This window comes from Sphingopyxis sp. PET50, assembly GCF_025244705.1.
GTDB lineage: Bacteria > Pseudomonadota > Alphaproteobacteria > Sphingomonadales > Sphingomonadaceae > Sphingopyxis.
In genome coordinates, this window is sequence record NZ_CP104207.1 from 481,285 (window position 1) to 505,679 (window position 24,395).

Consider the following 24,395-nt stretch of genomic DNA (forward strand, 5'->3'; position numbering starts at 1 on the left):
CCCCTTGTGACGATGGTCAGGCGGCCAGCGACTCCGGTCCGATGGCGCCGATGTGCGTCTTGCCGGTGAGCGCCATGGCGACGCGCATCTCCGCTTCGATCAATTCCAGCACATGGCGGACGCCGCCTTCGCCCGCCGCCGCGAGCGCGAACGCCCAGGCGCGGCCGAGCAGCACGCCCCGGGCGCCGAGCGCGAGCATCCGCACGACGTCGAGCCCCGACCGCACGCCGCCGTCGGCGAGAACGGTCAGCCGGTCGCCGACCGCGTCGGCGATCGCCGGCAAGGCGCGCGCGACCGAGGGCACGCCGTCGAGCTGGCGGCCGCCGTGGTTGGAGACGACGAGGCCGTCGACCCCGGCGGCGGCGGCGGCGCGCGCGTCCTCGGCGTCCAATATGCCCTTGACGACGATCGGACCGCTCCAATGCGCGCGGATGAAATCGAGGTCGCGCCAGCTCGTGCCGGGGTCGAAATTATGCTTCATCCAGCCGAGGAAATCCTCGAGCCCCGACTTCGGGCCGAGCAGCGGCGCGACATTGCCGAGCTGGTGCGGCCGGCCGTTCACCCCGACGTCCCACGCCCAGCGCGGGCGCCGCACCGCCTGGTCGGCGCGGCGCAGCTTTCCGCCGAGGCCCGGCGCCCCCGCGAGGCCCGAGCGATAGTCGCGATAGCGCGCGCCGGGCAACGGCATGTCCACGGTGAAGACCAGCACCGGACAGCGATGCGCACGCGCCTGTTCGAGCAGCGCGCGCATGAAGCCGCGGTCGCGCACCATATAGAGCTGGAACCAGAAGGGCGTATCGCAGCCGCGCGCGACCTCGGCGAGCGAACAGGCCGACACGGTCGACAGGGTGAAGGGAATACCGGCGGCGGCGGCGGCGCGCGCCGCCTGCACCTCACCGCGCCGCGCCGCCATGCCGGCAAGCCCGATGGGACCGAGCGCGATGGGCATCGCGAGCTGCTGGCCGAACAATTCGGTCGTCAGGTCGATCGCCGACACATCGTTCAGCACCCGCTGGCGCAGCGCGATCGCCTGAAGGTCGGCGATATTCGCGCGCAGCGTGGTTTCGGCGTAGGAGCCGCCGTCGAAATAATCGAACAGGAAGCGCGGCAGGCGCCGGCGCGCGGCCTTGCGATAGTCGGCGATCGACGCGGGCTTCATGCCGCTTCCTCCATATGCTCCGCCTCGCGTCGCCACTGGTCGCGGTAAGGTGCAAGATCGAGACCGAGCGGCGCGACCCGTTCGAGGGGCTCGGCGGGCGGCAGCGCGGCTCCCAGCAGGCGAAGCGCGCCATAGGAGACGTCGTTGTGCGCCTTGCCCACGTAGACCGCGACATCGGGCCGCAGCGTCGCGAGCGCGCGGACGAAGACCTGGCTTTCGGCGAAGCGCCCCTCGATCAGCAGGCGCTCCTTCGTCCCGATCAGGTCGAGCGCGGTGTCGGCGACCAGCGCCGCATAGAGCGATACGGCCGCGCGCCGCGCCGCAGGGTCGCCGGGCATCGCGACCCAGCGGCCGCGGCCATGCGGGAAGGGGCCGAAGCCGGGGGCGAAGCTTGGCAGGACCATGGCGCCGCTTTCGATCGCCTGCGGCAGCGCGGCAAGCAGTGCGGACTGGTCGGGCCGGATGTCGATGCGCCGCGTGTCGAGCCCGATCAGCGTCTCGATCTCGCGCCCGCCCATGAAGCGCGCCGAAGGGACCGGCTTGCCGAAAGCATCGACATTGATCAGGCAGTCGCGCGCCGGGTCGAGCGCGCCGGTCTCGACCGAAGCCGCGTCCCGGGGCGAGCGCATCGCGACGAACCAGGTGCCGGTCGACAGCACGGTCGATTCATGGCCGGCAATCTCGGCAAAGCCGCGCGCGGCGAGCAGCGCGGCGTTCGAATCGTGAAGGCCGCAATAGATCGCGGTGTCGGCGGGCAGGCCGGTGCGTGCGACCCAGGCGGGCGTCAGCGTACCGAGAATATCGTCCGCGCGGTGGAGCGGTGCGAGCCAGCTGGCCCAGCCCTGCCGCTCGGCGAGCGCCGACGGCCAGCCGGCGAGCGGGTTCCAGAGGTCGGTGTGACAGCCGAGGCTGGTCGCTTCCGACGCCGCGACGCCCGACAGCAGCCAGCCCCAATATTGTGCCCAGGGCAATATCCGGGTGCCTTCGCGCAGGGTGGGGTCGATGGCTTCGAGCCGGTACAATTGCGCCCCAAGATTGAGCCCATCGGGGAGGGCGGGCGATCCCGTTTCGGTAAAGGGGCCGCGCTCCGCGTCGTACGGCGCGCGCAGCATCGTCGGCATCGGCTCTTCATAATCGAGGGGCGGGCAGGCGAGGCGGTCGCCGCGAATGATCGCGGCCGCGGCGCCGTGCCCGACCGGCACGATTGCACCGACGTCGGCTAGCCTGGCGAGGTCGCGGAGCGTCTCGGCCACCCACGTTTCGATTCCCGCGGCATCGAGCGCGATATAGTGGCCCGCTTCCACCCGTGCATTGGCGCGCATCCGCCGTTCGATCAGTGTGCCTCCGGGCGACCAGAGGCTGAGCTTCGCCAGCGTCTTTCCGACGTCGAGGACGATGGTAGCGCGGCCCGTCATGCTCTCCCTCTTTGCTTCTTTGCGACCGAATTTGATCGAACTTTATCGAAACTGATTGCAACATGCCAGCGATTTCGATACAAGCCGCCCGACAACGAAACAACGGATAACCGCATGTCCGAGCTATTGGATGCCTCACCCAAATCCCAGGCCGCTGCGCTTCGCTTCGCCGTGCCGCCGAATCGCTGGTCGGATGCGGAGGCGGCAGGAAAGACGCCCGAGGACTTGCTGCTCTATCGCTCGAATCTTTTGGGTTCGGACCTGACCGTGACCAATTTCGGCGGCGGCAACACTTCGGCCAAGCTCGACGCGCGCGATCCGCTCACCGGGGATGCAGTGCGCGTGCTGTGGGTGAAAGGATCGGGCGGCGACATCGGGTCGATGCGGCTCGACGGTTTTTCGACGCTCTATCTCGACAAGCTGCTGGGGCTCGAAACCCTCTATCGCGGCCTCGCGCACGAGGATGAAATGGTCGGCTATCTGCCGCACTGCACCTTTGCGCTCAACCCGCGCGCGGCGTCGATCGACACGCCGCTCCATGCCTATCTGCCCTTCGACCATGTCGACCACGTCCATCCCGACGCGATCATCGCGCTTGCGGCGTCGAGCGAGGGCGAGGCCGCGACGCGGGCGATCTGGGGCGGCGCGGTCGGATGGCTGCCGTGGCAGCGGCCAGGCTTCGATCTGGGGTTGAAGCTGCGCGATTTCGTTGCGGCGAATCCCGGGCTGCGCGGCGTGATGCTGGCGGGGCACGGCATTATCTGCTGGGGCGACACGGCGCAGGCCTGCTATGCCAACACGATCGACCTGATTGCCGATGCCGCCGACTATCTGAACCGGAAACTGGCCGGGGGGCCCGCGTTCGGCGGGGAGGTCGCACCGCCGCGATCCCCTGCCGAACGCGCGTCGGCGGCAGGGGTATTGATGCCGCTGCTGCGCGGACTGATGGGCGGATGGCGCGTCGGCCATTTCGCCGACGATGCCGAGACGCTGGAGTTCGTCGGCGGCCGCGATTTCGAACGGCTCGCCGCGATCGGCACCTCGTGCCCCGATCATTTCCTGCGTACCAAGATCGCGCCGCTGGTGCTCGACCCGGCGCGGATCGGCGAGGCCGCGTGGCTGGGCGAACGCATCGAGGCCTATCGCCGCGACTATGCCGCCTATTATCAGCGCTGCGCCCGGTCCGATTCACCCGCGATGCGCGACGCCAATCCGGTCGTCGTGCTGGTGCCCGGCATCGGCCGCATGACCTTTGCCGCCGACAAGGCGACGGCGCGGCTGGCGGGCGAATTCTATGCCAATGCGATCAATGTGATGCGCGGGGCGGAGGCGATCGGTTCCTATGTCGGGCTCGACGAGCAGGAAGCGTTCGACATCGAATATTGGCTGCTCGAGGAGGCGAAGCTGCAACGCATGCCCAGGCCGAAGCCGCTCGCCGGGCGCATCGCGCTCGTCACCGGCGGCGCGGGCGGGATCGGCGCGGCGACCGCCGAGCGGCTGGCGGCGGACGATGCCTGCGTGATGCTGGTCGACCGCGACGCCGACGCGCTGGCCGCGGCGGCGCGGCAGCTCGAAGGCCGCTTCGGCCGCGACAAGGTCCGCGCCGCGCTGTGCGACGTCACCGACGAGGCGCAGGTCGCCGCCGCCTTCGCCGAATGCGCGCGCGAGTTCGGCGGGCTCGACATCCTCGTCGCCAATGCCGGCATCGCCTCTTCGGCGCCGATCGAGGATACCAGCCTCGATTTGTGGCAGCGCAATTATGACGTGCTCGCACAAGGTTATTTCCTGACCGCGCGCGCCGCCTTTCCGCTGATGAAGGCGCAGGGCGGCGGTTCGATCGTCTTCATCGGGTCGAAGAACGGCATCGCGGCGGCGACCAACGCCGCGGCCTATGCCTCGGCCAAGGCGGCGTCGCTGCATCTCGCGCGCTGCCTCGCGCTCGAAGGCGCGCCGCATGGCATCCGCGTCAACACGGTCAACCCCGACGCGGTGATCAAGGGATCGCGCATCTGGGACGGCGACTGGCGCCGCGAGCGCGCGGGCGCGCACGGCATCGACGCGGGGAGCGAGCTGGAGGCGCATTATCGCAACCGCTCGCTGCTGAAGCGCGACGTGCTGCCCGAGGATGTCGCCGAAGCCGTCTATTTCCTTGCGAGCGATATGGCGGCAAAGTCGACCGGCAACATGATCAACGTCGATGCGGGCAACGCCCAGGCCTTTACGCGATAAACGAAGATGGGAGACGGATATGGCGACCGATTCGCCTGTGGCGCGGGATATCGTCGAACGCCTGAACGCCGGGCTTTCCGACGCACTCGACGATGATTTTGACAGCCTCGGCCGCCAGCTTCACCGGCGCGGGATCGACATCGAGGCGGTGACGTCGAAGGTCGCGGGCTTTTCGGTCGCGGTGCCGAGCTGGGGCGCCGGGCGCGGCGGCACGCGCTTCGCCAAATTCCCGATTCCCGGCGAGCCGACCAACATCCACGAGAAGCTGGAGGATTGCGCGGTCATCCAGCAGCTCTGCCGCATGACGCCGCGCGTCAGCCCGCATTTCCCTTGGGACCGGGTGAGCGACTATCGCGCGCTGCGCGAGGAGGCGGCGGCGCTGGGCCTCGGCTTCGACGCGGTAAACAGCAACACTTTCCAGGACCAGCCGGGGCAGGCGGCGAGCTATGCCACCGGCTCGCTCTCCTCGACCCGCGCGGAGGTGCGCGAACAGGCGATCGCGCACAATATCGAATGCATCGGGATCGGGGCCCAACTGGGCGTGACCGACCTGACCGTGTGGGTCGGCGACGGCACCAATTTTCCGGGACAGCAGGATCTCGGCCGCTCGCTCGACCGCTATATCGACGCGGCGTCGGCGGTCTATGCGGCGCTGCCGGACGGCTGGCGGATGCTGATCGAGCATAAGCTCTACGAGCCCGCCTTCTATTCGACCGTCATTTCCGACTGGGGCAGTTCGATCCTCGTCGCGCAGGAACTGGGCGACAAGGCGAAGTGCCTCGTCGATCTCGGCCACCACGCGCCCAATGTGAATATCGAGCAGATCGTCGCGCGGCTGCACCGCTTCGGCAAGCTCGGCGGCTTTCATTTCAACGACAGCAAATATGGCGACGACGACCTCGATTCGGGCTCGATCAATCCGCACCAGCTGTTCCTGGTGTTCAACGAGCTGGTCGAGGCGGAGATGAACCCGCGCGGCGGTTTCCGCCCTGCCTATATGATCGACCAGTCGCACAATGTCACCGATCCGATCGAAAGCATGCTGTCGTCGGCCGAGGCGATCGCCGGTGCCTATGCGAAGGCGCTGCTCGTCGACCGCGAGGAATTGCTCGCGGCGCAGGAAGCGAACGACACGATGATGGCGTTCCAGGCGCTGCGGAAGGCGTACCGCACCGATGTGACGCCGATCCTCGCGAAAGCGCGGGCCGGGGCGGGCGGGGCGATCGACCCGATCGCCGCCTATCGCGCCAGCGGCTGGCGCGCGCGCAAGGCGCGGGAGCGCCAGGCGGCGGGCACCGCGGCGGGCATCGTCTAATCATTTCGTTGCAACCCGGCGCAGCTCCCGTCAAATAGGCGCATAGACAGGGGCCGACATGCACGCAGCCGAACGCGAAAAGATGATCCTCGACAGCCTGGGCGAGCGCGGTTTCGTGTCGTTCCGCGACCTGGAGGCGCGGGTGGCGGCATCGCCGGCGACGATCCGCCGCGACCTTGACCGGCTGGAGGAGGCGGGGCTGATCACGCGCATCCGCGGCGGTGCAAAACGCGCCGACCCGGCTCCGCCCGCCGCGGTTGTCGCGCAGGAGGGGCTGTCGGGCGTGCCGTTCCACGAGAATATAGGCCGCAACCGCGCCGCGAAGGAAGCGATCGGCCGCGCCGCCGCCCGATTGTGCATTCCCGGTGAGGGCGTGATGATCGACGGCGGATCGACGACGTTGCAGATGTGCCCGCACCTCGACGGGCTCGGGCTGCAGGTGCTCACCAACTCGCTGCACATCGTCAGCGCGCTGCTGCCGCAGCCGACGACGCGCATCCTTGTACCGTCGGGGCAGGTGTTCCGCGAGCAGAATATCGTGCTGTCGGCGGCGGGCGACGATGGCATGCCGCGCTTTCACGCGCCGAAGCTGTTCATGGGCGCGGCGTCGATGGGGCCTGCCGGGCTGATGCAGGCCGACGTCATCCTGGTCGCCGCCGAACGGCGCCTGATCGAGCGGGCGGACGAGATCATCGTGCTGGTCGACAGCTCGAAATTCTCCGGCCCCTCGGGCAATGTCGTCTGCGCGCTCGACGAGATCGACGTTGTCGTCACCGACGCCGGCATTGATCCGCGCTACCGGCTGATGATGGAAGCCGCCGGCATCCGCATCATCATCGCCTGACGGCCCCTTTTCGGGAATTCCACCCTCTGTGCGGCCGTTCTTGTGTCGCGTGATGATTGAATTTGATCATTGACGTGATCATTAAAGACAAATATTGAGCAATGATGCAAAAGCGCTCGAAAGAAGCGCGCGTATTGGAGGGTTGCCGACGGAACATCCGCCCGCCTTCCAGCCAAAGAGATTTCCGCCAGCGATGCGGGGCAGGGAGGAATGCGATGAAGGTGATGACTGCAGCGGGTTCGGTTTTTCTTGCGCGGCGCGATATCCGGTGCCGCGGCGCTTCAGCGCTGGCATGCGCGGCGGCACTCATGGCGGCGAGCGTCGCCCATGCCCAGGATGCCGACGCCGATGCCTCGGGCAGCGAATCGGAAGATGCCGCGATCGTCGTCACCGGTACGCTGCTGCGCGGCGTTGCGCCGGTCGGCACCAATGTCATCGGCGTGACCGAGGAAGAGGTGATCGCCACCGGCGCCGCCTCGGCCAACGACCTGCTCGCCTCGATTCCGCAGGTCGGCAATTTCGGGACAATCCCGGCGGGTGTCGGCAATTTCGGCAATCCGATCGTGCGCCCCAATATCCGCAATCTCGGCGCCAGCGGGGGGTCGACCACGCTCGTGCTGATGAACGGCCATCGCATGGTCGGCGCGGGCATCCTGCAGACCAGCTTCGATCCTTCGGTCATCCCGCCCGACGTGATCAAGCGCGTCGACGTCATCCCTGACGGCGGCTCCTCCATCTATGGTTCCGACGCGATCGGCGGCGTGATCAACTTCATCACCCGCGACCGCTACGACGGCATCGGCGTCAACGCGCGCTACGGCTTTGCCAAGGACTATCAGACGGTCGACGCCAGCATCATAGCGGGCAAGGACTGGGGTTCGGGCTCGGTCTTCATCTCCTATGCCTATGCCTGGCACGACGATCTGATCGGGCTCGACCGCGATTATGCGACCGCCGACCAAGCCGCACGCGGCGGCGGCGATTTCCGCAGCACCGCCTGTTCGCTCGCGAACATCACCGTCGGCACGACGACCTATGCACTGCCCGGCCGCGCGCCGGGGACGCTCAACCGCTGCGACCAGACCGATTATGCCGCCATCTATCCGCGCGAGGAGCGGCACAGCGTCTTCTGCCGGCCTGACCCAGGAACTCAGCGACAGCGTCTATTTCAATCTTTCGGCCTATTGGTCGAAGCGCGACACGGTGCATCGCACGGCGCAGAGCAGCCAGAGCGGGACGATCACCGCGCTCAATCCCTTCTTTCAGCCGATCGGAGCCGAGACGTCGCACAATGTCGCTTTTGCCTTCGACGATGTGTTCGGCCCGGCCAATGTCAGCCCGTCGAGCTTCACCTCGTACGGCGTCACCCCCAGCTTCGAATTCGAGCTGGGCGGCGGCTGGCAATTGCGCGCGCTCGCCAATTTCGGGCGCAGCGAAAATGAATCGACCGAAGATTCGATCAACGCCACCGCAGTGACGCTGGCGCTCGCCGGAACGACGGCAGCGACCGCGCTCAATCCCTATAATCTGTCGGCCACTTCGCCGGCGGTGCTCGCGGCGATCAACGATTTCGTCAACTATGGCGAGGCGACGCAGGAACTGGCCGAAGGGCGGTTCGTGCTCGACGGGCCGCTCTTCGCGATGCCGGGCGGTGACGTCCGTCTCGCGGTCGGCGCCGAATATCACTACGAGAATATCGAGTCCTTCACCGGCAGCGGCCCGCAAAATGCCATCACGGGCATGAATGCGTATACCTCGCGCACGGTGAAGTCGCTGTTCGGCGAGGTGCTGGTGCCGATCTTCGGGTCGGACAATGCGACGCCGGGTTTCTACAGCCTCGAGTTGTCGGGCTCGATCCGCTACGATGATTACAACGATGTCGGGAGCACGACCAATCCGAAGATCGGCGTGACCTGGAAGCCGTTCGAGGCGCTGACCATCCGCGGCAATTACGGCACGTCCTTCCATGCGCCGAGCCTTGCCGACCTAGGCAATTCGGTCGATTCGCGCGTGCAGGTGCTGCCGTTCAGTCCGTTCCGCGCGCCCGACAGCTCGCCCTTCGACGCGCTGCGCCCGACGCTGGTGATCGCCGGCGGCAACGCCAATCTGAAGCCCGAGACGGCGGATACCTGGTCGCTCGGCTTCGATCTCAAGCCCGCGGCGATCGAGGGGCTCGTCGCCAGCGCGACCTATTTCAACGTGAAGTTCAAGAATGCGATCGCCGTACCGCCGGTGACGTCGCCCGTGCTCTTCTCGAACCCCGCCTATTCGAGTTTCTATATCCTGAACCCGACGCTTGCGCAGGCGCAGGCGGCGGCGGGCGATCTGCGCATCGACGGCGTCCCGAACCTTGCGACGCTTTATGCGATCAGTTCGCCCTATGTGCTCTTCTTCGCACAACGCGCCAACTTGGGCGCGGTGAATGTCGACGGCATCGACTTCAATCTCGCCTATAGCCAAGCCGACGGGCTTCGGTTCGCTGAACGCTGCCTTTGCGGGCACCTATTTGCTGAACCGCGAAACGCAGGTCGTTCAGGGTGAACCCTTCAGCGACGACCTCAAGAACGGCGTCGGCCGCTTCTTCTTCACCGCATCGCTCGGCGGCACGCTCGGCGACTTCACGGCGCGCGCGACGCTCAATCATCGCGGCGGCTATCCGCTGCTTGGCGTACCGCCGCAGACGCGCGTGTCCGCCTTCAACACGGTGGATCTCTTCTTCAGCTATAATCTGGACGATCTGCTGCCGAACACGCTGCTGACGCTCAACATCGACAATGTGCTGGACGAAGATCCGCCCTTCCTGAACAATGCCGCCGGCTATACCAATGGCAGCACGCTGGGCCGTCTGATATCCTTCGGTATTCGCACCAAATTCTGACGAGGAGGATGTGTTGTTGCCGACCGGAAGCTTGCGGGGCCTGATCCTGGGCGCGCTGGCGGCGGTCGGCATCGCGCTCGCCTCCGCCGCCACGGCGCAGGGCGAACCGTCGGCGCTCCGCACCGAATATGCAGAGGCGCCGCTCGGGCTCGACGTCGCCGCGCCGCGCTTCGCCTGGCGGTCGCCGGTCGCGCAGCAAACCGCCTATCGGATTCGCGTCGCGACCTCGGCGGAAGCTCTCGAACGCGCGCCGCTGTGGGACAGCGGGCGGGTCGAATCGGATGCGAATGTGCAGATCGCCTATGCCGGTCCGGCGCTCGCTGCGCGCCAGCGCTATTGGTGGCAGGTGCAGGTGTGGGATGCCGATGGCCGGGCGAGCGGCTGGAGCGCGCCCGGCTGGTGGGAAATGGGGCTGCTCGCGCCGTCCGACTGGCAAGCGCGGTGGATCGGCGGGCCGCAGCGGCGCGACCATGACTGGAGCGACCTGACGCTCGATGTCGATCTGACGCTGACCGGCAAGGCGGTGGACATATTGTTCCGCGCGCTGCCGCACGGCAAAAGCTATGGCGACGCCTATGTCTGGACGCTCGCCGAGGACGGGAACGGGCCCGAGCTGATCCAGTCGGTGCGCCGCTACCCTGGCGGCGCCAGTTCGGCGGTCAAGACCGAGCGGCTGGGTCAGGTGAAGCTTCCGGAAACGATCAGGGGACGGCGGATCCGGCTAACGATCCGGGCCGAGGGCGCGCGGATCGTGACCAGTTTCGACGGGACGGTGGTCGCGACGATCGAGGATGCGGCGCATTCGCACGGCACGATCGGCTTTGCCTAGCAAGGAAGCTGAATCGGCGATCGTGCATGGCGTGCGCGTTTCGGGAAGCGGCAGCGCAGCCGTGACGGTCGATTTCGCGGGCGGCGACAATCCCTTCACCGGCGGCGATGTGACCGGGGCGGGGCTGGTGGTCGCGAGCGGCGTGCGCGGCGTCGACCTGGTGCTGCCGATCGAAAGTCCCGCGCCGCTGGTGCGCCGCGCCTTTCGCGTGACGAAGCCGATCGCGAGCGCGCGCCTCTATGTCGCGGGGGCGGGGATGCCGCGGCTGTCGATCAACGGACAGGCCGTGGGCTCGCCGCTCGGCGCCGGTTTCACGGCCTATGACAAGCGGGTGCTGACTTACACCCATGACGTGACCGCGCTGCTGCGGCGGGGCGAGAATGTCGCCGACGCCGAACTGGGGCGCGGCTGGTACGGGCTGACCGATCCCAATGAATGGTATTTCCACGCCGCGCCCTGGCACGGCGAACCGGCGCTGAAAGCGCAGCTCGAAATCGCCTATGCCGATGGCACGCGCGAGACGGTCGCGACCGACGGCAGCTGGCGGACGGTGTCGGGTCCGACGCTGAACGATTCGGTGCATCGCGGCGAGCGTTTCGACGCGCGCCGCGTTCCGGCGGGCTGGGACGTGCCGGGTTTCCGCGACCGCAAATGGCAGGCAGCGACGCTGGTCGCCGGACCCGCTCGGCCGCCTCGTCGCCGCCAATTCGGAAACGATCGAACCGGTCGATTCGATCGCTCCGGTCGCGGTGGCGGAGGCGGCGCCGGGCATCCATGTCTTTGACTTCGGGCGCATCGTCGCTGGCTGGCCGGTGCTGACGGTCGCGGGCGCGGCGGGCACGACGGTGTCGATGGTCGCGGGCGAGCGCATCGCCGACGACGGCCGGGTGGTTCCCGCCGCCGGCCTGATCGACGCGCAGTTGCAGACCGATCGCTATACGCTGGCGGGGAGGGGCGAGGAGCGATGGGAACCGCGCTTCGGCTATCGCGGCTTTCGCTATGTCGAGGTGCAGGGCTTTCCCGGCACGCCGCCCGAAGGCGCGCTGACCGCGCGCATCGTCCATTCGGCGGTCGCGCGCACCGGCCGCTTTGCGAGCAGCAATCCGTTGCTGGACCGGATCGACGCGGCCGCGACCGCGACGATCCTGAACAATCTGCACGGCTTCGTCACCGACACGCCGACCTATGAAAAGAACGGCTGGACCGGCGACGCGCAGGCGTCCGCGGGGGCGGCGGCGCGCAGCCTCGACATCGCGCGCGTCTGGACGAAATGGCTCGGCGATTTCCGCGATGCTCAGTCCGACAAGGGTGAACTGCCCGAAATCGCGCCGACGACCCCCTATTATGGCTATGAGGACAGCCCCGGTTGGAACGTCATCTGGGGACCCACGACGCCATGGGACGTCGCGGCGATGATCCTGCCGTGGGAACTTTATACCACCTATGGGGACACGCGCGTGCTGGCCGACAATCAGGACATGCAGCGGCGGCTGGTCGACTATACCGCGACCTTCATCAAGGCGCCCGGCTACCAGCGGGCGGCGGGCCTGTCCGAATGGGCAGCCGTCGGCGGGATGGATTTCACCAATGCGCGCGGGGGCGGCATCGACGCGGTGACGACCGCCTATTTCTTCCATCAGGCGAACCTGCTCGCGAAATCCTCCGCCATCGTCGGCAAGGCCGAGGATGCAGCGCGCTATGCCAGGCTCGCGGAGGACATCCGCACGGCCTATAACGCGCGCTACTGGGACGCCGCGAACGGCTGGTATCGCACCGTCGATGCAAAGGGGGCCGCCGGGCCGCCGACACAGGTGCAGAATGTCCTGCCGCTCGCCTTCGGCATGGCGCCGAAGGGGGCGGAGCAGGGAGTCGCCGACGCGATCGCGCGCGATGTAGACCGCCAGGGGCTGCGCACCGGGGTGTTTGGTACGCGCTATCTGCTCGAAATATTGAGCGATTACGGCCATGCCGACATCGCCTATCGCGTCGCGACGCGCACCGACGAGCCGGGCTGGGGGTGGTGGATCGCCAACGGCCATTCGACCATGTTCGAGACGTGGAGCCTGAACAGCCGCTCGCGCGATCATCATTATTTCGCCTCGATCGCCGACTGGCTGCGTCAGCGGGTCGCGGGCCTGCGCCCCGGCGCGCCGGGATACAAGGTCGTGCTTGTCAAGCCCGCGATTCCGGACGGGCTGGCGAACGCCGAGGCGGCGATGGACACGATCCACGGCCGCGCCTTTTCGGGATGGACGGTCGCGGACGGCCGAGCTGACGCTGACCGCCGAGGTTCCGCCGAACACGCGCGGCGAAATCTGGGTGCCCGAGGCTTTCGGGGCGGTGACCGCCCCGTCGGCGCCGAGGCGGTGCGGCGGGAGGCGGGCCATGCCGTCTATCGCACCGGTCCCGGCACGTTCATTTTCACCACCGGAGGGACCCCATGATCCGCAGCATCGCTCTGTTCGCCGCGCTCTGCGCGATGGCCGTCCCCGCCGCCGCACAGCAGGTGGCGACGGACAGCGGGCCGGTGGCGGGCGCGACAGCCGATGGCATTATGTCCTTCAAGGGCGTGCCCTATGCCGCGGCGCCGGTCGGCGAGGGCCGCTGGCGCCCGCCCGCGCCCGCCGCGCCCTGGACCGCGCCGCGCGACGCCGCCGCCTATGGCGCCGACTGCATGCAAAATCCGCTGCCGGGCGCGAAGGCGGGCGAGCGGCCGATGAGCGAGGACTGCCTGTTCCTCAACGTCTGGACGCCGCGCGCCGAGAAAGGCGCAAAGCTGCCGGTCATGGTCTGGATCCACGGCGGCGGCTTCGTCGGGGGATCGGCGTCGCTGCCCGAAACCGACGGGGCGGCGTTGGCGCGGCGCGATGTCGTCGTGGTCGGCTTCAATTATCGGCTCGGGCGTTTCGGCTTCTTCGCGCATCCTGCCCTGGAGGGCGGCGGCAACTGGGGGTTGATGGATCAGATCGCCGCGCTCCAATGGGTCCGGCGCAATATCGCGGCCTTCGGCGGCGATCCGGCCAATGTCACCATCTTCGGCGAAAGCGCGGGTGGCGAATCGGTAATTCGTCTGATGACTTCGCCCGAAGCGAAGGGGTTGTTCGCGCGCGCGATCGTCGCCTCGGGCGGCGGCCGCGACCGCTGGCCCGCGCTTGCCGAGGCGCAGGCCAAAGGACAGGCGTTCGCCGCCGGCGTCAAGGCCGCCGACGCGGCGGCGCTGCGTGCGCTGCCGGCCGACACGGTGCTGGGCGGGATCACGCTCTTCAGCAAGGAAGATGACCGCTATTCGGGGCCGATCACTGACGGTGCGGTCGTGCCGGGGCACGCCGACGCGATCTTCGCGGCGGGCGGGCAGCCGAAGATCCCGCTCATCGTCGGCAGCAACGACGACGAACTAGGTTTCGTGCCCGGCGCCTTCCGGGGCATGGTGAACAAGCCCGCGCTCGAAGGGCTCGGTGCGGGGGGCGAGGCCGTCATGGCGGCTTATGGTGACGAGGAGGAAGCGAACCGGCGTGTCGGCGGCGACATCATCTTTGCCGAACCCGCGCTGGCCTTTGGCCTGATGCAGACGCGCGCGGGTGCGCCAGCCTATCTCTATCGCTTCGGCTATGTCGCCGAGGCGCAGCGCAAACCGGACGTGGGCGCGGTCCATGCGTCCGACGTCGCCTTCCAGTTCGGCAATCTGCCGCCCGACGCGAGCGCGGCCGACCGCGCTGCCGCCAGGGCGATCGGCGATTACTGGACCAATTTCGCCAGGACCGGCGACCCGAACGGAAACAGCCTGGCGCGATGGTCGCGTCTCGACGCGGGCGCGCCGCAGCTTCTGTCGATCGGTGTCGCGGCGACGGCCATGGAATCCGCCGCGAGCCCGGCGCTCTCGGCGATCGCAGCAGCGCGCGAGGCGAGAAAGTGAAGGATATGATCATGCGTCTCTCCATTCTGGCCGCCGGTGCGCTCGCATTGGCCGCGATCCCCGCCTGCGCGTGGGAGGTGATCCGCCTGTCGTCCGACCCGGTCCCGGCGACGTCGGCCGAAGTGACCGAAACCGGCCCCTTCGGCACGATCGTGCGCAATGTGTCGGATGCGACGCTGACCGCCTATCTGCCCGAGGAAGGCAAGGCGAACGGCACCGCGGTGATCGTCGCGCCGGGCGGCGCCTTTCACATGCTGTCGATCGACAATGAAGGCGCGGCGGTCGCGAAATGGCTGAACAGCCAAGGGGTGACCGCCTTCGTGCTCAAATATCGCCTGATCGAGACCGGCGCCGATTTCCCGCTCAGCCTGATGCGCTATCTGAACGATCTTCCCGGCCTGCGCGCCGCGGTCGAGCCGCTGCGCCCGCTCGCGACGGCGGACGGCGAGGAAGCGGTCGCCTGGGTGCGTGCCAATGCCGCGCGCTATGGGGTGAAGCCCGACCGCGTCGGCCTGATGGGCTTTTCGGCGGGCGGTGCGGTCACGGTGTGGACGCTGCTCGCCGACAAGCCCGAGAGCCGCCCCGATTTCGCCATCGCCATCTATCCGGGCCTGCTGCCCGATACGATCGCGGCGCCGAAGGATGCCCCGCCGCTGTTCGTTGCGGTCGCCGACGACGACAAGCTCGCGCATGGCGACAGCCTCCGGCTGGCCGAGGCGTGGACCGGCGCCGCCAAGTCCGCGAAGCTCGTCACCTATTCCGCGGGCGGCCACGGCTTCGGCATGGCGAAAAGCGGCAAGCCGAGCGATGCTTGGCCGGACGATATGGCCGGGTGGATGCGAAGCCAGGGACTGCTCGGCCAATGAGGGCGGTATCCTTCCTCCTGCTCGCCGGCACCATGTCGCTTGCCGCCTGCGCAACCGGCGAAACGGCATCCGCTCCCGCGGTCCCGGCGGTGCAAAAGGTCGATAGCTGCGAAGCGCTGGCCGGTCTGGGGCTGGCGTATGGCAAGGTCGATGCCGCGACCCCGCTTTCCAGCGGGGCGGTCGTCAACCTGCAGGCGGGGCAACCGGGCCTGCCTGCGCCCGCCGCCTTCTGTCGCGTGCAGGCGACGCTGACGCCGGTGCCGGGATCGTCGATCAAGGTCGAAGTGTGGCTGCCCGAGCGCAGCGGCTGGAACGGCAAGCTGATGGGCGCGGGCAACGGCGGTTTCGGCGCGAACATGCTGCTGCCCTCCCTGCTGATGCGCGGTGCGGTGCAAAAGGGTTATGCGGCGGTCGGTACCGACATGGGGCATGTCGGCGAGAGCGACGTCGATGCAAGCTGGGCGTTGAACGCGCCCGAGAAGGTGCGCGATTATGGCTGGCGCGCCAATCATGCCGGCGCCGAGACCGCGAAAGAGGTGATCGCGGCCTATTATGAGGCGCCGCTCGCCGCGAGCTATTTCCACGGCTGTTCGGACGGCGGGCGCCAGGCGCTGACGTTCGCGCAGCGCTATCCCGCCGACTATGACGCGATCGTCGCGGGCGCGCCGGCGATCCCCTGGACGCGCATGGCAAGCGCCTTTGCCACCAATGCGATCGCGGCCGGCAAGCCCGGCGGCGACCTCTCGCCGGCGAAACTCAAACTGTTGCAGACCGCCTCGCTCGGGGAGTGCGACGCGCTCGACGGCGTCACCGACGGCGTGATCGAGGACCCGCGCGTCTGCCGCTTCGACCCGGCGAAGCTTGCATGCCGGGGGAGGGCGGCGCCGACTGCCTGACGCCGGCCGAGGTCGCGACCGCGACGCACTTCTACGAAGGACCCAAGACCGCCGACGGCAAATCCTTCTACCCCGGTTTCGCGCCGGGTGCCGAGGCTGAGGCGGGCACCTGGAGCCAGTGGCTGACGGGCGCCAATTCGCAACATGCGAAATTCTCGACGCAATTCTTCCGCTATTTCGTGCATGGGAAGGCCGACTGGCAGCTATCGGATTTCGACCTCGCGCGCGACTATCCGCTCGCAAAGGAGCGCGTCGGCGGCGATCTCGATGCCGATGGCGTGGCGCTCGCCCCCTTCTTCAAGCGCGGCGGTAAGCTGCTGCTCTATCACGGCTGGAACGATGCCGCGATCCCGCCGGGCAGCACGATCGCCTATTACCAGCGGCTCGTCGCAGCCCAGCCGAAGGCGGCGGCGACGTCGGTGCGATTGTTCATGGTGCCCGGCATGTCGCATTGTTTCGCCGGGCCGGGACCGAACATCTTCGACGCACTGGGCACGGTCGATGCGTGGCGGCAGGGCAGCCCCGCGCCCGACCGCATTATCGCGACCAAATATGACAATGATCTCTTCGCCTATCTCGGCCTGCCGGCTGAAGGCGGGGCGGACCCGGCCGCTGTGCCCTTTCCCGAAGATCGCGAAATGGGATGGCAAGGGGCCGACCGACGAAGCGGCAAGCTTCACCTGCGAGGCGCCGGGACAATGATGAGTCATGTCACCGGCGCCGCCGAACCGCCGCTGATCGAGCACACGATCGGTGCGGCGCTCGAACGCGCCGCCGGGCGCTGGGGCGACCGCGATGCGCTGGTCTCGGTCGCACAGAATATCCGCTGGACCTTCGCCGAGCTGCTCGAACGGTCGGACGCCTTCGCGGCGGGGCTGCTGGCGCTGGGATTGCAGCCGGGCGACCGCATCGGCATCTGGGCGCCCAATTGCGCCGAATGGACGCTGACCCAGTTCGCGGCCGCGCGCGCCGGGCTGATCCTTGTCACGATCAATCCCGCCTATCGCCTGTCGGAGGTCGAATATACGATCAACAAGGTCGGCCTGTCGGCGCTCGTCGCGGCGACCAGCTTCAAGTCCAGCGACTATCCGGCGATGATCGAGGAACTGGCGCCCGAGCTTTCGCAAAGCGCGCCGGGCGGACTGCACGCCGAGCGGCTGCCGAGCCTGCGCGCCGCGATCCTGATCGGCAGGGGTCCGCGCGCGGGTTGGCTGGGTTTCGACGATGTCGCGGAGTTGGCGGGCGCCGGCAGAGCGCGCCCGCCTTGCGGAGATCGGCCCGGAGCTCGACCCGAACGGGGCGATCAACATCCAGTTCACCAGCGGGACCACCGGCCTGCCCAAGGGGGCGACGCTCAGCCATCGCAACATCCTCAACAACGGCTATTTCGTTGGCCGCGCACAGGGGCTGGGCGAGGGCGACCGCATCTGTGTCCCGGTACCGCTCTATCATTGCTTCGGCATGGTGATGGGCAATCTGGCCAGCGTCACCCATGGCGCGGCGATGGTCTATCCGTCCGAAGGCTTCGATCCGGAGGCCGTGCTGCGCGCGGTCGAGGCGGAGCGCTGCACCGCGCTTTACGGCGTGCCGACGATGTTCATCGCGGTGCTGGCCCACGCCGGCTTCGACGATTTCGACGTCTCGTCGCTGCGCACCGGCTGCATGGCGGGGGCGATCTGTCCCGAACCGCTGATGCGGCAGGTGATCGGGCGGCTGAACATGCGCGATGTCACCATCGCCTATGGCATGACCGAGACGAGCCCGGTCAGCTTCCAGACCTCGCCCGACGATCCGCTTGAACGCCGCGTCGGTTCGATCGGAAGGGTGCAGCCGCATCTCGAATGCAAGATCGTCGATTCCGACGGAAATATCGTTCCCGCCGGCCAGCCGGGCGAGCTGTGCACGCGGGGCTATTCGGTGATGCTCGGTTATTGGGGCGAGCCCGAGCGCACCGCGGAGTCGATCGACGCCGAAGGCTGGATGCATTCGGGCGACCTCGCGACGATCGACGCCGAGGGCTATGGCAATATCGTCGGGCGCCTGAAGGATATGGTGATCCGCGGCGGCGAGAATATCTACCCGCGCGAGATCGAGGATTATCTCTATCGCCACCCGGCGGTCGAGGATGTCGCGGTGGTCGGCGTGCCCGATGCGCGGATGGGCGAGGAGCTGTGCGCCTGGGTCCGGCTGAAGCCCGGGACCGAGGCCGATGACGAGGCCATTCGTGCCTTCTGCCGGGGGCAGATCGCGCATTACAAGGTGCCGCGATACGTCCGTATCGTCGATGCCTTCCCCACCACCGTGACGGGGAAGATCCAGAAATATCTGATTCGCGAAACAATGGTCGCAGACTTAGGAAAGGAAGATATGTGATGAAGAAGATGATGCTTGCCGCCGCGATGCTTGCCGCTGCCGCCGCGGCTCAGGCGCAGACCGGCGGGACGCCGGCTCCCGCTCCGGCTCCGGCCCCCACCGACGAGGCGAAGGCGCCTGCCGCCGACGGCAAGTTCACCCTCGACACGCCGCTGCAGGACATCGTCGCCGACGAAAAGGGCAAGGCGGTGATCGAAAAACATTTCCCCGGCATGATCGCGCTGCCCGAATATGAGATGTTCAAGGCGATCAGCCTCAACCAGCTTCAGCCCTACGCCAATGGCAAGATCACCGACGAGATGCTGGCCGCGACCGCGGCGGACCTGGCGGAGATCAAGTGATGAAGGGCCGGACAGCCTGTCTCGCAGCGGCGCTCCTGTCGTCGGTGACGGCGCTGTCCGGCGCCGCGGCGCAGGACATGGTCTACAAGGACAAGGACGCACCATTGGAAGCGCGGGTCGACGATCTGATGGCACGGCTGACGCTGGACGAGAAGATTCTGCTGCTCGCGGGCGAATCTTCGATGACGCTGAACCCGATCCCACGGCTCGGCATCCCGTCCTTCCGCATGACCGACGGCCCGACCGGCGTGCGTTCGCCGGAGGGGCGGCCCGCGACCGTCTTTCCGGTGGCGGTCGCGCTTGCCGCGACGTGGAATCCCGACCTTGCGGCAGAGGTCGGCGGGGCGATCGGACAAGAGACGATCGCGCACGGCGCCGACATGCTGCTCGCGCCGACCGTCAACATCGTGCGGACGCCACGCTGGGGCCGTAATTTCGAGACCTATTCGGAAGATCCCTATCTGACCGCGCGGATGGGAACGGGCTATGTGAAGGGTGTGCAGGGAACCGGCGTCGGCATCTCGCTCAAGCATTTCGCGGCCAACAACAGCGAGACCAACCGTTTCATCGTCGATTCGGTCGTCGACCCGCGCACGATGCGCGAAATCTATCTCCCCGCCTTCGAAACCGTCGTGAAGGAGGCCGATCCCTGGTCGGTGATGGCCGCGTACAACAAGGTCAACGGTGCCCATGCCTCGGAGAACCGCTGGCTGTTGACCGACCTGCTCAAGACCGAATGGGGTTACAGGGGCGCCGTTGTGTCCGACTGGGGTGCGACGCGCTCGACGGCGGCGGCGGTCAACGCCGGGCTCGATATCGAAATGCCGGGGCCGCCCACCCATTTCGGCCCCAAGCTGAAGGCGGCGGTCGACAAGGGAGAGATCAGCCCCACGCAGATCGACGACAATGCGCGCCGCGTCGTGCGGATGATCGTGCGCAGCGGCGCGATCGAACGCGGCGCTCCGCGCCCGGTGGCCGATACGCCGCCACGCCACGCCGCGCTCGCGCAGAAGGCGGCCGAGGAAGCGATCGTGCTTCTGAAGAATGAGGGTGTCCTGCCGCTTCCGTCGTCGATCAAGTCGCTGGCGGTGATCGGGCCCAATGCCGATGTGGTCCGCATCCAGGGCAGCGGCAGTTCGCAGGTCGCGCCGTTCGAGACGATCACGCCGCTCGACGCGCTCAAGGCCGCGCTGCCGGGCGTCGATGTCGCCTATGCCAAGGGTGTCGACAATGAGGAGACGCCGCCGGGCGCGAACCCCGAATGGTTCAGCCCCGGCCCGGATCGCGGCACCAAGGGGCTGGCAGCGACCTATTATGCCGATGCCGCGATGAGCGGCGCGCCGGTGCGGAGCGAGACCGTGACGAGCTTCCTCAAGCGGATCAGCGGCAATATCGCCGAGCCCGCAGGTCACCGGCTATGCCGCGTTGCGCTGGGAAGGGACGTTCTGGCCCGAAAAGAGCGGCGCCTATGAATTCAGCGTCCGCGGCACGGGCAATGCGACGGTCAGCCTCGACGGCAAGACCGTGCTGAGCAAGGATACCGCGCCGAAGCCCGACACGCGCGACGTGCTGGGCTTTCCGATCCCGCGCCGCACCGTGGCGGTGACGCTGGAGGCAGGGCGCGGTTATCCGGTCCGCATCGACTATGCGACGGGGCAGACGCCCTATGAATATCTGAGCTTTGGCGTGCGCGAGCCGCTGCCCTCGCTCGAAGAGGCGGTCGCCGCGGCGCGCGGCGCCGATGCGGCGGTGGTCTTCGTCGGCTCTTCCTCGACCACCGAGGGCGAGGGCTATGATCGCGAGACGATCGACCTGCCCGGCGACCAGAACCGGCTGGTCGAGTCGATCCTCGCGGCCAATCCAAGGACCGTGGTGGTCGTGAACAGCCGGCGCGGCGATGACCATGCCCTGGCACGACAAGGCGCCGGCGATCGTCGATATGTGGTTGCCGGGCGAGGGCGGGGCGGCGGCGCTGGCTGGGGTTCTGACGGGCCAGGTCAATCCTTCGGGCAAGCTGCCGGTGACCTTCCCCGCGCGCAGCGAGGACGACATCGTCAATATCAAGGGCGCCAAGGTCGCCTATTCGGAAGGGCTGCTAGTCGGCTATCGCGGCTATGCGGCCAGAGGAGTGAAGCCGCTTTTCTCCTTCGGGCACGGGCTGAGCTATACGCGCTTTTCCTATTCGGGCCTGTCCGCGCCAGCCCGCGCCCGCGGCGGCGAGGCGCTGCCGGTGCGCCTGACGGTGCGCAACGACGGCGCGCGCGCCGGCAAGGAGGTGGTGCAATTCTATGTCGCGCCGGTGACGCCGGTTCCCGCCGATCCGCCCTTCGCGCTTCGCGGCTTCGCGAAGATCGACCTCCCTACCCGCGCGCGCAAGACCGTCAGCGTGACGCTCGATCCTCGCGCCTTCTCCCGGTTCGACGCCGATGAGGGCCGCTGGCGGGTGGTCCCGGGCCGCTACCGGATCATGGCCGGGGCATCGTCGGAGGATATCCGCGAAATGCGCGAGGTGGAGGTTCTGGCGGACTAACCGGTCGCCAGACGTCGCGCAGGCGCGGTCAACGTCCCTCGCAGCGCTTGTGGCGCCGCCTCACGCCTGTTGGCTTTGCTGGCCGACTGTTCTAGCTGGGCGCTTTCGATGCTCTCGAATGGTCGCGATGTCCCACGATTCTCCTGGCGTTACGCGGGAGGCGAAACGCTCCCGACGCCGCTCGGTGCTCATCCTGATCGGCGCGTTCTGGTTCTTCGCCTTCCTGATGTTGTCGATCAGGGCGTCGTTCGCGACGCCCTGGTCCTTTGACGTCGTTGCCCCGCGCCGCCTTCTCACCGCGGCGTTCGGGACCGCGCTCTGCCTGGCCATGGCCTATATCCTCGACGGGCTGCGGAGCCTGTCCTTTTCGCGGCGCGTGATTTGCGGGCTGGTCGGCGCGCTCGTCATGGCGGTGCTGATCGCCATGTTCAGCCTGACCCTGAACCGGGTGATCGCGCCGCTTCCCGATACCTCCGGCATCTCGGCTTCCGAATCGGCGCAATGGATCATGGCCTGGTTCGGCTATACGCTGGCCTGGACCGGCACCCATCTTGCGCTCGTCTATCATTGGGAAGCCGAAGACCAGTTGAGACGCGCGCTCGTGCTGCAGGAACTGGCCCAGAAGTCGAAGGTCGCGGCGCTGCAATATCAGATCAATCCGCACTTCCTCTTCAACACGCTGAATTCCATCTCCGCGCTGGTTCTGGAGCGCCGCAACCGGCAGGCGGAGGCCATGCTGCTCAATCTGTCGACCTTTATCCGCGCCGCGGCCGGCCGGTGAATCGGACGGCATGATCCGCCTCGGCGAAGAGCTTCGCCTGCTGCGCCTCTATCTGACGATCGAGGAGGCGCGCTTCAGCAACCGGATGCAGGTCGCCATCCATGTTCCCGACGCCTTGCGCTCGGCGCTGGTGCCGTCGCTGATCCTGCAGCCGCTGGTGGAGAACGCCGTGCGCTATGGCGTCGGCCGGTCGGAGACGATGACCACGATTACGATCGCGGCCGAGGAGCGGGATCAGCAACTGCGCCTGATCGTCGAGGACGACGGCGGGGCGGGCGAGATACCCGAGGGCGGAAGCGGCCTCGGACTCGCCAATGTCAGGGACCGGCTGGAGGCCCATTTCGGCAGCCGCGGCCGCCTGATCGCGGCGCCCGATGCGCGGGGCGGCTATCGCGCGGTCCTCGACCTGCCGCTTTCGAGACCGTCATGAGGATTTTGCGCACACTGCTCGTCGATGACGAACCGCTGGCGCTCCGCCGCCTCGCCGCTTCGCTGCGGGGCATGAACGAGGTACGGCTGGTCGAGTCCACCACCAGCGCGCGCCGGGCCGTCGAAATGATCGGGGAACTGAAGCCCGATCTTGTGCTGCTCGACGTCACCATGCCCGGCCTCGACGGTTTCAATCTTCTCGAACGCCTTCCCCAGGGGAAGCGTCCCGCCATCGTCTTTGTGACGGCCCACGCCGGATTTGCCGCCAGGGCGTTCGAGGTGGAAGCGGTCGACTATCTGCTGAAGCCCGTCTCGCGTGACCGGCTGCGCACGGCGATCCGCCGGGCGCAGCGCTGGCTCGGCCGCGACACGGCGGCCGCCGCCCGGCTGCGGGAGCCGCACAGTGAGCCGGCCATGCGGCCCGTCGGACGAAGACAGCCTCTGGGTGCATCGTCATCAGGCGTTCGATCGGGTGGCGATCGACGACATCCTCTGGTTCGAAGCGCAGGGCGACTATGTCCGGATCCATGCGCGGACCGGCGGCGGTATGGCGCGGACCACGCTGTCCGAACTGGAGGCGATGCTGGATCCCGGCCAGTTCATTCGCATTCACCGGTCCGCCATTTGCCGCAGGAGCGCCATCGTACGGGTCCGGCGCAAGGCGACCGGCGCGGTCACCGCGACGCTCGTCAATGGCGACGAGGCGCCGGTGGGACGCACCTATAGCGGCGGGCTCAGAACCTTTCTCGGCCGCATCCAGGGCGATGAAGACGCCCGGTATGGCTGAAGGACCCCGACCGGGATCGCCGGACCCGACCGATCCGATGTGACGTTCATCGCCCGGTGGGGATGCCGGGCGCATCGCGGATTGGCCTCGGTCAAAAGCAAATTTAGCCCCTTGGATCGGTGGGTCATGGCTTGCGCGTAAGGGGGCATCGCCTTTCCCGTATCACGATCCGCCAAATCCGGGACCCATCGTCTCGTCTCTGTTTGCCAAAAGGAAAAACCATATGCGTCGCAATCACAGACTCTTCCTTACCGCCCTGACCGCCTTCGGCCTGATGGCTCAGGCCCATGCCCAGGACGCCCCGGCCGAGGCTTCGGCCCCGGCCGCACCCGCCCCGCAGGACGCTCCCGCCGAGGAGCAGCAGCCGGCGACCGAAGCTCCGGCGGAAGCGCCCGCCGCCCCCAGTGCCGATGCGCAGCCGGCGGCTCCGGCCCCCGACACCGCTCCGGCGGCGGCCGATGCGGACGCCCCGGCCGACCAGCAGGCCGCCGAGCAACCGGCGCCCGCCGATCCCGAGCCGGCTGTCGAAGCGCCGCAACAATAATCCGGCAGGCGGTGGCTGCGCGCGGAACTGCCGTGGCCATCGCCCGTTCGGGTCTGCAAATCACCCTCCCGTCCGCGGCAATGCTCTTCGCTCGCCGGACCGTCGTAGCTCGCCCAGGCGCCGTTTAAAATATTCACACACAAGAGAGTGAATATTGACTCGCCTGCGGACCGCTGGCATGAAATGGCCATGCCGCCATTCGAGCGGCGCTACATGGGAGAGGCATCATGAGGGCAATGTTGTTTGCGTCCGTTTGCGCGGGCGCG

At 67.8% G+C, this 24,395-nt stretch carries 24 protein-coding genes and 4 pseudogenes; 25 read left to right on the top strand and 3 right to left on the bottom strand.

The genetic code is table 11. The features are described from left to right. Positions 1-16: 16 nt before the first annotated feature. Entirely contained in the window at positions 17-1,159 is a 1,143-nt protein-coding gene (gene lldD, locus N0A20_RS02565) for an FMN-dependent L-lactate dehydrogenase LldD (RefSeq protein WP_260582468.1), read from the bottom strand. Beyond that, a complete protein-coding gene (locus tag N0A20_RS02570) occupies positions 1,156-2,574 on the bottom strand; it encodes an FGGY-family carbohydrate kinase (RefSeq protein WP_260582469.1) in 1,419 nt (472 codons plus the stop codon). Before N0A20_RS02570 ends, lldD begins: the two co-directional genes overlap by 4 nt. 114 nt (positions 2,575-2,688) lie before the next feature. Between N0A20_RS02570 and N0A20_RS02575 the strand changes: the two genes are divergently transcribed. The 3 genes from N0A20_RS02575 to N0A20_RS02585 are packed head-to-tail and all read left to right on the top strand — an operon-like array spanning position 2,689 to position 6,962. Beyond that, complete coding sequence (locus N0A20_RS02575) at positions 2,689-4,803, top strand: bifunctional rhamnulose-1-phosphate aldolase/short-chain dehydrogenase (protein WP_260582471.1); 2,115 nt, start codon at positions 2,689-2,691, stop codon at positions 4,801-4,803. A 19-nt stretch (positions 4,804-4,822) separates the two neighbouring features. Next, complete coding sequence (gene rhaI, locus N0A20_RS02580; protein ID WP_260582472.1) at positions 4,823-6,118, top strand: L-rhamnose catabolism isomerase; 1,296 nt, start codon at positions 4,823-4,825, stop codon at positions 6,116-6,118. A 58-nt stretch (positions 6,119-6,176) separates the two neighbouring features. Then, on the top strand, positions 6,177-6,962 hold the full coding sequence (locus tag N0A20_RS02585; RefSeq protein ID WP_260582473.1) for a DeoR/GlpR family DNA-binding transcription regulator: 786 nt from the start codon (positions 6,177-6,179) through the stop codon (positions 6,960-6,962). Here the strand turns inward: N0A20_RS02585 and N0A20_RS02590 are convergent. After that, entirely contained in the window at positions 6,952-7,272 is a 321-nt protein-coding gene (locus tag N0A20_RS02590; protein WP_260582474.1) for a hypothetical protein, read from the bottom strand. The genes N0A20_RS02585 and N0A20_RS02590 overlap by 11 nt on opposite strands. Here N0A20_RS02590 and N0A20_RS02595 point away from each other — a divergent pair. The 22 genes and pseudogenes from N0A20_RS02595 to N0A20_RS02680 all read left to right on the top strand — a co-directional run bounded on the left by N0A20_RS02595 (position 7,271) and on the right by N0A20_RS02680 (position 24,129). Then, positions 7,271-8,404, top strand: coding sequence for a TonB-dependent receptor plug domain-containing protein (locus tag N0A20_RS02595; RefSeq protein WP_260582475.1), 1,134 nt, complete (start codon positions 7,271-7,273; stop codon positions 8,402-8,404). The genes N0A20_RS02590 and N0A20_RS02595 overlap by 2 nt on opposite strands. Then, the gene (locus N0A20_RS02600) at positions 8,367-9,503 is read left to right on the top strand and encodes a TonB-dependent siderophore receptor (protein ID WP_260583795.1); all 1,137 of its coding nucleotides are present in this window, start codon (positions 8,367-8,369) and stop codon (positions 9,501-9,503) included. The genes N0A20_RS02595 and N0A20_RS02600 overlap by 38 nt, the downstream gene beginning before the upstream one ends. Beyond that, positions 9,469-9,840, top strand: coding sequence for a TonB-dependent receptor (locus N0A20_RS02605; protein WP_260582477.1), 372 nt, complete (start codon positions 9,469-9,471; stop codon positions 9,838-9,840). Before N0A20_RS02600 ends, N0A20_RS02605 begins: the two co-directional genes overlap by 35 nt. Before the next feature lie 16 nt (positions 9,841-9,856). Next, the gene (locus tag N0A20_RS02610) at positions 9,857-10,669 is read left to right on the top strand and encodes a hypothetical protein (RefSeq protein ID WP_260582478.1); all 813 of its coding nucleotides are present in this window, start codon (positions 9,857-9,859) and stop codon (positions 10,667-10,669) included. Further along, on the top strand, positions 10,662-11,453 hold the full coding sequence (locus N0A20_RS02615) for an alpha-L-rhamnosidase N-terminal domain-containing protein (RefSeq protein ID WP_260582479.1): 792 nt from the start codon (positions 10,662-10,664) through the stop codon (positions 11,451-11,453). The genes N0A20_RS02610 and N0A20_RS02615 overlap by 8 nt, the downstream gene beginning before the upstream one ends. Beyond that, positions 11,419-13,113, top strand: a complete 1,695-nt coding sequence (locus tag N0A20_RS02620; protein ID WP_260582480.1) for an alpha-L-rhamnosidase — start codon at positions 11,419-11,421, stop codon at positions 13,111-13,113. Before N0A20_RS02615 ends, N0A20_RS02620 begins: the two co-directional genes overlap by 35 nt. Continuing rightward, complete coding sequence (locus tag N0A20_RS02625; protein WP_260582481.1) at positions 13,110-14,582, top strand: carboxylesterase/lipase family protein; 1,473 nt, start codon at positions 13,110-13,112, stop codon at positions 14,580-14,582. Before N0A20_RS02620 ends, N0A20_RS02625 begins: the two co-directional genes overlap by 4 nt. A gap of 11 nt (positions 14,583-14,593) precedes the next feature. Then, positions 14,594-15,448 carry an alpha/beta hydrolase gene (locus tag N0A20_RS02630; protein WP_260582482.1) on the top strand — a complete coding sequence of 285 codons (855 nt, stop codon included), beginning with the start codon at positions 14,594-14,596 and terminating at the stop codon, positions 15,446-15,448. After that, positions 15,445-16,344, top strand: a complete 900-nt coding sequence (locus N0A20_RS20445; RefSeq protein ID WP_409574715.1) for a tannase/feruloyl esterase family alpha/beta hydrolase — start codon at positions 15,445-15,447, stop codon at positions 16,342-16,344. Before N0A20_RS02630 ends, N0A20_RS20445 begins: the two co-directional genes overlap by 4 nt. Next, a pseudogene (locus N0A20_RS20450) lies at positions 16,314-16,847 on the top strand (tannase/feruloyl esterase family alpha/beta hydrolase); the annotation flags it as partial. The gene N0A20_RS20445 and the pseudogene N0A20_RS20450, both read left to right, overlap by 31 nt. A 55-nt stretch (positions 16,848-16,902) precedes the next feature. Further along, the gene (locus N0A20_RS20455) at positions 16,903-17,046 is read left to right on the top strand and encodes a tannase/feruloyl esterase family alpha/beta hydrolase (RefSeq protein ID WP_409574762.1); all 144 of its coding nucleotides are present in this window, start codon (positions 16,903-16,905) and stop codon (positions 17,044-17,046) included. Continuing rightward, a pseudogene (locus tag N0A20_RS20460) lies at positions 17,046-17,399 on the top strand (AMP-binding protein); the annotation flags it as partial. The gene N0A20_RS20455 and the pseudogene N0A20_RS20460, both read left to right, overlap by 1 nt. 169 nt (positions 17,400-17,568) lie before the next feature. Then, positions 17,569-18,717, top strand: coding sequence for an AMP-binding protein (locus N0A20_RS02640; protein ID WP_312846592.1), 1,149 nt, complete (start codon positions 17,569-17,571; stop codon positions 18,715-18,717). Beyond that, positions 18,717-19,058: a hypothetical protein gene (locus N0A20_RS02645; protein WP_260582483.1), complete on the top strand. Its 342-nt coding sequence runs from the start codon at positions 18,717-18,719 to the stop codon at positions 19,056-19,058. Before N0A20_RS02640 ends, N0A20_RS02645 begins: the two co-directional genes overlap by 1 nt. Continuing rightward, complete coding sequence (locus N0A20_RS02650; protein ID WP_260582484.1) at positions 19,058-20,530, top strand: glycoside hydrolase family 3 protein; 1,473 nt, start codon at positions 19,058-19,060, stop codon at positions 20,528-20,530. The genes N0A20_RS02645 and N0A20_RS02650 overlap by 1 nt, the downstream gene beginning before the upstream one ends. Next, a pseudogene (locus N0A20_RS20465) lies at positions 20,484-20,882 on the top strand (PA14 domain-containing protein); the annotation flags it as partial. The gene N0A20_RS02650 and the pseudogene N0A20_RS20465, both read left to right, overlap by 47 nt. Positions 20,883-20,955: 73 nt before the next feature. Beyond that, a complete protein-coding gene (locus N0A20_RS02655; protein WP_260582485.1) occupies positions 20,956-21,588 on the top strand; it encodes a fibronectin type III-like domain-contianing protein in 633 nt (210 codons plus the stop codon). A gap of 184 nt (positions 21,589-21,772) precedes the next feature. Next, on the top strand, positions 21,773-22,369 hold the full coding sequence (locus N0A20_RS02660) for a histidine kinase (protein ID WP_260582486.1): 597 nt from the start codon (positions 21,773-21,775) through the stop codon (positions 22,367-22,369). 10 nt (positions 22,370-22,379) lie between these two features. Then, the gene (locus N0A20_RS02665) at positions 22,380-22,799 is read left to right on the top strand and encodes a sensor histidine kinase (RefSeq protein WP_260582487.1); all 420 of its coding nucleotides are present in this window, start codon (positions 22,380-22,382) and stop codon (positions 22,797-22,799) included. Between the two features lie 71 nt (positions 22,800-22,870). Beyond that, positions 22,871-23,080: pseudogene (locus N0A20_RS20470) on the top strand (LytR/AlgR family response regulator transcription factor); the annotation flags it as partial. 190 nt (positions 23,081-23,270) lie between these two features. After that, on the top strand, positions 23,271-23,585 hold the full coding sequence (locus N0A20_RS02675) for a LytTR family DNA-binding domain-containing protein (RefSeq protein ID WP_260582489.1): 315 nt from the start codon (positions 23,271-23,273) through the stop codon (positions 23,583-23,585). Positions 23,586-23,808: 223 nt separating this feature from the next. Continuing rightward, positions 23,809-24,129 (top strand): hypothetical protein, encoded by a 321-nt coding sequence (locus N0A20_RS02680; RefSeq protein WP_260582490.1) that lies wholly within the window; start codon positions 23,809-23,811, stop codon positions 24,127-24,129. Positions 24,130-24,395: the final 266 nt, after the last annotated feature.